This is a genomic window from Binatus sp. (SeqCode) (assembly GCF_036522015.1).
Lineage (GTDB): Bacteria > Desulfobacterota > Binatia > Binatales > Binataceae > Binatus.
This window is the reverse complement of the sequence record NZ_DATDGQ010000388.1, coordinates 1-7,671: the sequence shown is the minus strand read 5'-3', so window position 1 is coordinate 7,671 and position 7,671 is coordinate 1. Positions and strand designations below refer to the sequence as shown.

General features: G+C 61.4%; 7 protein-coding genes. 5 read left to right on the top strand and 2 right to left on the bottom strand.

Annotated elements, in window-relative coordinates; all coding sequences use genetic code 11:
• The first annotated feature begins 116 nt into the window (after positions 1-116).
• The 5 genes from VIW95_RS16455 to VIW95_RS16435 all read left to right on the top strand — a co-directional run bounded on the left by VIW95_RS16455 (position 117) and on the right by VIW95_RS16435 (position 6,424).
• A complete protein-coding gene (locus tag VIW95_RS16455; protein WP_331588553.1) occupies positions 117-1,217 on the top strand; it encodes an SPL family radical SAM protein in 1,101 nt (366 codons plus the stop codon).
• Position 1,218: 1 nt separating this feature from the next.
• Complete coding sequence (gene murI, locus VIW95_RS16450; RefSeq protein WP_331588551.1) at positions 1,219-2,091, top strand: glutamate racemase; 873 nt, start codon at positions 1,219-1,221, stop codon at positions 2,089-2,091.
• A gap of 116 nt (positions 2,092-2,207) precedes the next feature.
• A complete protein-coding gene (gene secA, locus VIW95_RS16445) occupies positions 2,208-4,886 on the top strand; it encodes a preprotein translocase subunit SecA (protein ID WP_331588549.1) in 2,679 nt (892 codons plus the stop codon).
• 19 nt (positions 4,887-4,905) lie between these two features.
• A complete protein-coding gene (argJ, locus tag VIW95_RS16440; RefSeq protein ID WP_331588547.1) occupies positions 4,906-6,102 on the top strand; it encodes a bifunctional glutamate N-acetyltransferase/amino-acid acetyltransferase ArgJ in 1,197 nt (398 codons plus the stop codon).
• A gap of 16 nt (positions 6,103-6,118) precedes the next feature.
• Entirely contained in the window at positions 6,119-6,424 is a 306-nt protein-coding gene (locus tag VIW95_RS16435; RefSeq protein WP_331588545.1) for a Rieske (2Fe-2S) protein, read from the top strand.
• A gap of 13 nt (positions 6,425-6,437) precedes the next feature.
• Here the strand turns inward: VIW95_RS16435 and VIW95_RS16430 are convergent, their stop codons facing one another.
• Together VIW95_RS16430 and VIW95_RS16425 are read right to left on the bottom strand one after the other, a co-directional pair.
• Positions 6,438-7,160, bottom strand: a complete 723-nt coding sequence (locus VIW95_RS16430; RefSeq protein ID WP_331588543.1) for a VIT1/CCC1 transporter family protein — start codon at positions 7,158-7,160, stop codon at positions 6,438-6,440.
• Positions 7,160-7,671, bottom strand: a 512-nt coding sequence (locus VIW95_RS16425) for a lipopolysaccharide kinase InaA family protein (protein ID WP_331588541.1), incomplete at its 5' end; no start/stop codon positions are given. The genes VIW95_RS16425 and VIW95_RS16430, both read right to left, overlap by 1 nt.

Genomic DNA, 7,671 nt, shown 5'->3' with positions numbered 1-7,671 from the left:
GTTTCATTTCGGGCGCGAAGTGGCGACGAACTGGCGCATCTGCTCGACGCACTCGATCAAAAGCGACCGGCGCTGACGCGGATTATTGAAATGCTCGGCGGTAAGAAGTGAAAGCGATGAAATTTGATCTCGACTCCGTGTTCATCGAACACGGATGCGCCGACTCTGCGTTGGCGACGCGCGTCCTTCGTGCGCTTCCGCGCGACGTGCCCGTGACGCATGTCGGAGACAACGAAACGCGCGAGGCCGCCCGGCCCGCATCCGGAGTGATCGATCCCTTCGGGGCCGGCAAGCGCCGCCTCCTGATCGCGCGCCGCAAGACGCCGTTCCTGATGCCGTGCCCCGCGGGTTCCTCGAAGTTCGCCTGCTGCGGATACCTCGTGCTGACGCTGGCGTCGAACTGCCCAATGGATTGCTCGTACTGCTTCTTGCAGGAATATCTTGCTGACAATCCCGCTTTCCAGGTCTATGCGAATTTCACCGACTCATTCGACGAGCTCGATCGCCTCTGCGCCAATGCTCACGGGCGCACTTTTCGCGTCGGCACCGGTGAATTGGCGGATTCGCTCGCGTTCGATTCGATTACCGGGATAAGCCGCGATCTGATCGATTTTTTTGCCTCGCGCGAAAATCTGACGCTCGAACTCAAGACCAAGACCGACGAAATCGAAAATCTGCTTGACCTCGATCCGCGCGGACGCGTGCTCGTCTCGTGGACGCTGTCACCTGATGCCGTCTATCGAAGCTCGGAGCATCTCACCGCCTCGCCGGCGGCACGGATCGCGGCGGCGCGCGCCGTGCTCGACGCCGGATATCGCGTGGCCTTTCATTTCGATCCGTTGATTGCGTATCTCGACGCCGAGCGCGACTACCTGCAATTGATCGATGAGCTGCTCGAAGTAGTTCCGCCCAAACAAATTTCATTCATCAGCATGGGCGGACTCCGAATGACGCCCCGCCTTCGCGGCGCCGCACGCAGTCGTTTCCCTGCCGATCCGATGCTGTGCGGCGAGGATGTGCTCGCCGCCGACGGCCGCTTTCGCGCCTTCACTCCTTTGCGCTTGAGTCTTTACGGCTCGCTCGTAGATCGTTTCAAAAAAGCCGGCGCGGAAATTCCCGCGTACTTGTGCATGGAACCAGCCAGCGTCCACGAGCACGTCTTTGGCGCGGCGCCTGCCAAAGCGGCTACAATCGGCGAGCGCCTCGCGCGCGGATAAAATGCCGTCCCGAAAAAAATCTGCTGCACGCCCAAACTCGATCGCCGCTTCGAACGGGAATCTTCGCAGCTCGCGCGCGGCGATCGACCGGCCGATCGGCGTGTTCGATTCCGGCATCGGCGGACTCACGGTACTGAAAGCGCTGACTGCGGCTTTGCCCGGCGAAGACTTCATCTATCTCGGCGACACGGCGCGTCTTCCCTACGGCACGAAATCCAACGAGGTCATCGTTCGATATTCGAAAGAGAACACCGGCTTCCTGCTCGCCAAGGGAATCAAAATGCTGGTGGTCGCCTGCAACACTTCCAGTGCCATCGCGCTCGACGCGATCGCGTCGGACACTATGGTGCCCGTGATCGGGGTGATCGAGCCAGGCGCGCGCGCGGCTGCCAAAGCCTCGCGCAACGGCAAGATTGGCGTCATCGGCACCGAGGCGACGATCGCATCGGGGGCGTACACGCGCGCCATCCAGCGGCTCAGTCCGCGCGCTGAAATCTACACGCGCGCTTGCCCGCTGCTGGTGCCGTTGGCCGAGGAGGGTTGGACCGACAATGCGGTCGCTGAACTGACCGTCGCGCACTACCTCGAGAGCCTCAAGCAGAGCGGCATCGACACGCTGCTGCTGGGATGCACGCATTATCCGCTGCTGCGCGAAATGTTTGCGCGAATTCTTGGACCGCGCGTTAAAATCGTGGACTCCGCAACCGCGACCGCCGCCGACGTGCGCGATCGGCTGCGAACTCTCAAACTCGCCCGGCGCGGCGCCGACGGCAGCCAGAGTTTCTTTGTCACCGAAACGCCTGACCGCTTCGTCCGCGTCGGCCGGCGCTTCCTCGGCCCGCAAGTCGATTCCGCCGTCCGTATCGAGCGCTAGGAACGGCACTCTTCTAACGCACCGATTTCACGATAAGATGATTTCCAGCTAAACTTGGCGATCGCACTACGTCCCGAATCTAACTTCTAACTTCATGGTTAAATTGCTCATATAAGATGGCTTCAGCTTTTTCCCTCGTAGCGCGAAAAATCTTCGGCTCGAAGAACGAACGCGAAATCAAACGGCTCCGTCCCGACGTGGACGAGATCAACCGGCTCGAACCCGAGATCTCGGCGCTGAACGACGACCAACTGCGCGCCAAAATCGCCGAATGGAAGGCGAACATCAGTGCTATTGAAGACCGCGAGCAGCGCGACGAGGCGATGCTCGAAATCCTGCCGCAGGTCTTTGCCGTCGTGCGCGAGGCCTCCAAGCGCACCATCGGCCAGCGCCACTTCGACGTGCAGATGATCGGCGGGATGATCCTGCACCAAGGGCGAATCGCCGAGATGAAAACCGGCGAGGGTAAGACTCTCGTCGCGACTTTGCCGGCCGTTCTTAATGCGCTGTCGGGACGCGGCGTCCACGTCGTCACCGTCAACGACTACCTGGCGCGGCGCGACTCGGAATGGATGGGGCGCATTTATAATTTTCTCGGGCTGACCGTCGGCGTCGTCGTCCACGGCGTGCCCGATCAGGAGCGCAAGATCGCGTATCGGGCCGATATCACTTACGGCCAGAACAACGAGTTCGGCTTCGACTACCTGCGCGACAACATGAAGTTCAACATCGAGGACTACGTCCAGCGCGAGCATAACTTTGCGATCGTGGACGAAGTCGATTCGATCCTGATCGACGAAGCGCGCACCCCGCTGATCATTTCAGGCGCTTCGGAGGAATCGACCGACACTTACTATGTTGTGGACCGGGTGATCCCGCGCCTGAAAGCCGAAGAGCACTACACCATCGACGAGAAAATGCGCACGGTGTCGCTCACCGAAGACGGCGTGACGCGGGTCGAGCAGTTGCTCGGCGTCGAGAACCTGTACGACCCGCGCAACATCCTGCTGCTTCATCACGCGAACCAGGGGCTCCGCGCGCATACGCTGTTCAAGCGCGACGTCGATTACGTCGTCAAGGAAGGCGAGGTGATCATCGTCGATGAATTCACCGGGCGGCTGATGCCGGGACGGCGATGGAGCGACGGGCTGCATCAGGCGGTCGAGGCGAAAGAGAACGTCAAGATCGAGTCGGAGAACCAGACGCTCGCGACCATCACGTTTCAGAACTACTTCCGAATGTACAAGAAGCTGTCCGGGATGACCGGCACGGCCGACACGGAAGCGGTCGAGTTCAAGGAAATTTACCACCTTGACGTTGTGGTGATTCCGACCAATCAGCCGATGATCCGCATCGACAATCACGACGTCGTTTATAAAACGGAAGACGAAAAGTTCGACGCCGTGATCGAGGAAATCAGCGACTGTCACGAACGCGGCCAGCCGGTGCTGGTTGGCACAGTCTCGATCGAAAAATCAGAGCGGGTCGCCGAAAAGCTCAAGAAAACCAGCGTCAAGCATTACGTGCTGAACGCGAAGAATCATGAGCGCGAGGCGGAATTCGTCGCGCAGGCCGGCCGCTTCGGCGCGGTCACGATTTCGACCAACATGGCCGGGCGCGGCACCGATATCGTGCTCGGCGGCAATCCGGAGTTCATGGCGGCGGCGGAAGCCGGCACCAAGGAACCGTCCGATCCGAATTTCCAGGCCGCGCTCGCGAAGTACGTCGAGCAGTGCAAGGGCGAGCGCGAGAAAGTGCTCGAGGCCGGCGGCCTGCACATCCTCGGCACCGAGCGGCACGAGTCGCGACGAATCGACAACCAGCTTCGCGGCCGCTCGGGACGCCAGGGCGACCCCGGTTCATCGCGATTTTACATGTCGCTCGAAGACGACCTGCTCCGCATCTTCGGCGCCGACCGGCTCAAGGGCTTGATGAGCAAAATCGGGATGGAGGACAACGAACCGATCGAGCATCGATGGATTTCGCGCGCGATCGAAAACGCGCAAAAGAAAGTCGAATCGCACAACTTCGACATCCGCAAGCATCTGCTCGAATACGACGACGTCATGAACAAGCAGCGCGAGGTGGTGTACCATCGCCGGCGCGAACTGCTCAGCGGAGCGTCGCTCAAGGACGACGTGCTCGACATGTGCGACGCGCTGGTCGAAGAAATCGCCGACGCGCATGGAAACAACGAAATCGATCCTGCGGAATGGGACTGGAAGGCGATCGACGACGCATTCTTCAAGCAGTTCAAGTTCCGCCCGGGCTTCAACGCGCAGACTGAAATCGAGGGCAAGGCAATCCACGGCTCCGACGATTTAATCGAGATCGGTTCCGAGCGCGTGCATCAGCTTTACGATCAGCGCGAGACCGAGTTCACCGAACCGGCGATGCGGCAGATCGAAAAGATCGTGATGCTGCAGACGCTCGATTCGCTTTGGAAAGACCATCTGCTCGCGATGGATCATCTGAAGGAGGGAATCGGACTGCGCGGCTATGCGCAGGTGAATCCGCTGGTCGAATACCAGAAAGAAGGATTCACGATGTTCGAAGCGCTGATGGCGGTGATGCAGCAGGACGTGGTCGAGAAAGTTTTCTCGGTCCAGGTGCAGCGCCAGCAGGACGTCGAGCAGATTCAGCAGCCCAAGCCGCAGCGCGTCGTGATGAGCCACGGCGGCGAGACCGAGACTCAGGCTGCAGCGCCGGCGAAGCGCGAAGAGAATAAAGTCGGGCGCAACGATCCATGTCCATGCGGCTCGGGCAAGAAATACAAGCGCTGCCACGGCAAGTGACGCGGCGCTACTCGCTCAGATGAAAGTCGTACTCGAGCCCGCCGCCGTGCGCGGATTTCGATTCGCCGGCGTCAGTGCGGGCCTGAAGACGAAGGCCGGGGCGCTCGACCTGGGTATCATTGCCGCCGATCGCCCGGCTGCGGCAGCGGCGGTGTTCAGCGCGAATCGCGTCAAAGCCGCGCCCGTCTATGTGACGGCGGATCGCGTCAAGTCCGGCCGTTTGCAGGCGGTCGTCGCGAACTCGGGCTGCGCGAACAGCTTCACCGGCGCAGCGGGGATGCGGCTCGCGCGCGATTCATGTGCGGAAGTCGCGCGACTGCTCGGATGCGCGCCGGAGCTCGTCGTGCCGTCGTCGACCGGAGTGATCGGCCACCTCTACGACTTCGAGAAGTTCAAAAGCGGTGCGACCGATGCGGTTCGTTCGCTGCGTGAAGATGGCCTCGCGGATTTTGCGCATGCGATCATGACGACCGACACGCGCGCCAAGATCGCCTCGACAACCTTAAAGGCCGGGGGCGAGACGATCACGCTGGCCGGAGCGGTGAAAGGCGTCGGCATGATCTCTCCGAAGATGGCGACGATGCTTGGCTACCTGGTTACAGACGCGATGATCGCTCCCACTTCCCTGAAAAAATCGCTTAAGGCGGCGCTGCCGACGAGCTTCAATGCGATTACGGTTGACGGCGATATGTCGACCAACGACACGGTGATCGTTATGGCGAGTGGCGCGGCGGAAAATCGCGCATTCGGCGCGCGCGATCAGGCGGTATTCGATCGCGCGGTCGAGGAAATCTCGTCGGCGCTCGCGCGCGAGTTGGTGCGCGACGGCGAGGGCGCGACCAAGTTAGTCACGGTCGAGGTGCGCGGCGCTCGAACGGTTGCCGATGCGGAACGTGCTGCACGGCAGATCGCGAACTCGCCGCTGGTGAAGACCGCGTTCTTCGGATGCGATCCGAATGTCGGCCGAATCCTGATGGCTGCTGGATCGTCCGGGGCGTATGTCGAGTCCGACAAGCTGGTACTGTGGATCGGCGGAGTGAAAGTTGCAGCGCACGGCCGACTGCTGACCGACGCATTGTCCGACGCGGGCACCGCGATGAAGGCGCGCGAATTCGCGGTGCGCCTCGATCTGCGATTGGGCAAATCGACCGCGACGATTTTGACTTGCGACCTCAGCTACGACTACGTGCGAATCAACGCGGAGTACACGACCTGAGCGGAGGCAATTCTCAATGGCAAGCTTCATAAAAGTCGCGACGGTTGCGGACATACCCGATGGCAGTGGCAAGCTGGTCGAGGCGGGCGGCAAACAGATCGCGCTGTTCAATGCGGGCGGAAAGTTCTTCGCGATCGACAACACCTGCAAGCATCGCGGCGGCCCGCTCGCCGAGGGCGAACTCGACGGCACCACGATCGTCTGCCCGTGGCACGGCTGGGAGTACGACATCACGACGGGCGCGAATCTCGACGACCCCAGCGTCAAGTTGGGATGCTACCCGGTGAAGGCCGACGGCGACGACATATTAGTCGAAGCGTGACGCGCGCAGTATTTCAGCGCGCAGCAAACATGCGGCCCGCGATATAAGTCGCACCAGCGGCCGCTACTCCGACCAACATGCTCTCGAGTCCGCTGCGCCACCACGAACGGCTGGTGATGATCGTCTTGAACGCGCCGACTGCGAACAGCACGACAACCGTTGAGATGGCCGACACGACCAGTGCGCGCCCGGGCTCAAAAAAGATGTACGCCCACACCGGCACCGCGGCGCCTGACAGATACGACAGCCCGACGGCTGCCGCGGAGCGGATTGGGCTGTCGAACGATTCAACGTTGAAGCCCAGCTCCTCGCGCATCATCACGTTGCTCCATCGCTCGGGATCGGAAGTGATGTGCGCGACGATCTGATCGAGCAGGGGTCCGGTGAATCCCTTGTTGCGATAGATGCTGCTGATCTCTTCGCGCTCGCGGTCGGGCCATCGGCGGATTTCGTCGCGCTCGCGCTCGATCTCGCTTTGATAGAATTCGATTTGCGAACGCGCCGAGATGAACGCCGCGAGGCCCATCGCGACTGCGCCGCCAAGCATCTCCGACAAGCCCGCCATCATCGCGGCGTTGCCCGTGACAAATGCACCCGCGACGCCCGAGGTGACTGCGAACGAGGCGACCAGTCCATCGTTCAGCCCGAGCATCACGTCGCGCACCCAGCTTCCGCCGGCGGCGTGGACCTGCTCGGTGTGATGGTCGAACTCGCGGCTGAAAATCGAGAAAGCCACTAGGGGGCTCCCCCGGCCAGCGGCGCCACGACGCGGTCCGTGGCCGGCACGCTGCGGCGCTTGCGGCGATCGATCGACTCGCGCGCCGCTGCGACCTCGGCAACTAACTTGCGGGCGGCCGCGCGGTCCGGCCGATGCCCCAGGTAGGAATAAAGAAAATCGAGCCGCGCGGCGCGACAGAGAAATCGGCCGATGCTGCGATCGAGATGCACGAGGTTCAGCATTCTGCGATCCCATGAGACTTTCGCAGCGCGGCGGAAATCCTCGAGATCGATAAAATAAACTTTGAAGCCGCCGGCTTCGCTGTCTTCGACCATGATGTTGGTTTCCTGCAGATCGCGCGTATAGATCCCGGATTCGTGCAGGCGCCGGACTTGCGCGGCTACCGCATCGGAAATTTGTTTGCGGCGACGCACGTCGCGTCCCTTGATTTCTCCGGGGCCGAGCATGAAGCGGCTCAGTGAATCCGCGTTGACGAGCGCGCGGCTAACTAGATAGGACGCTCGAATCG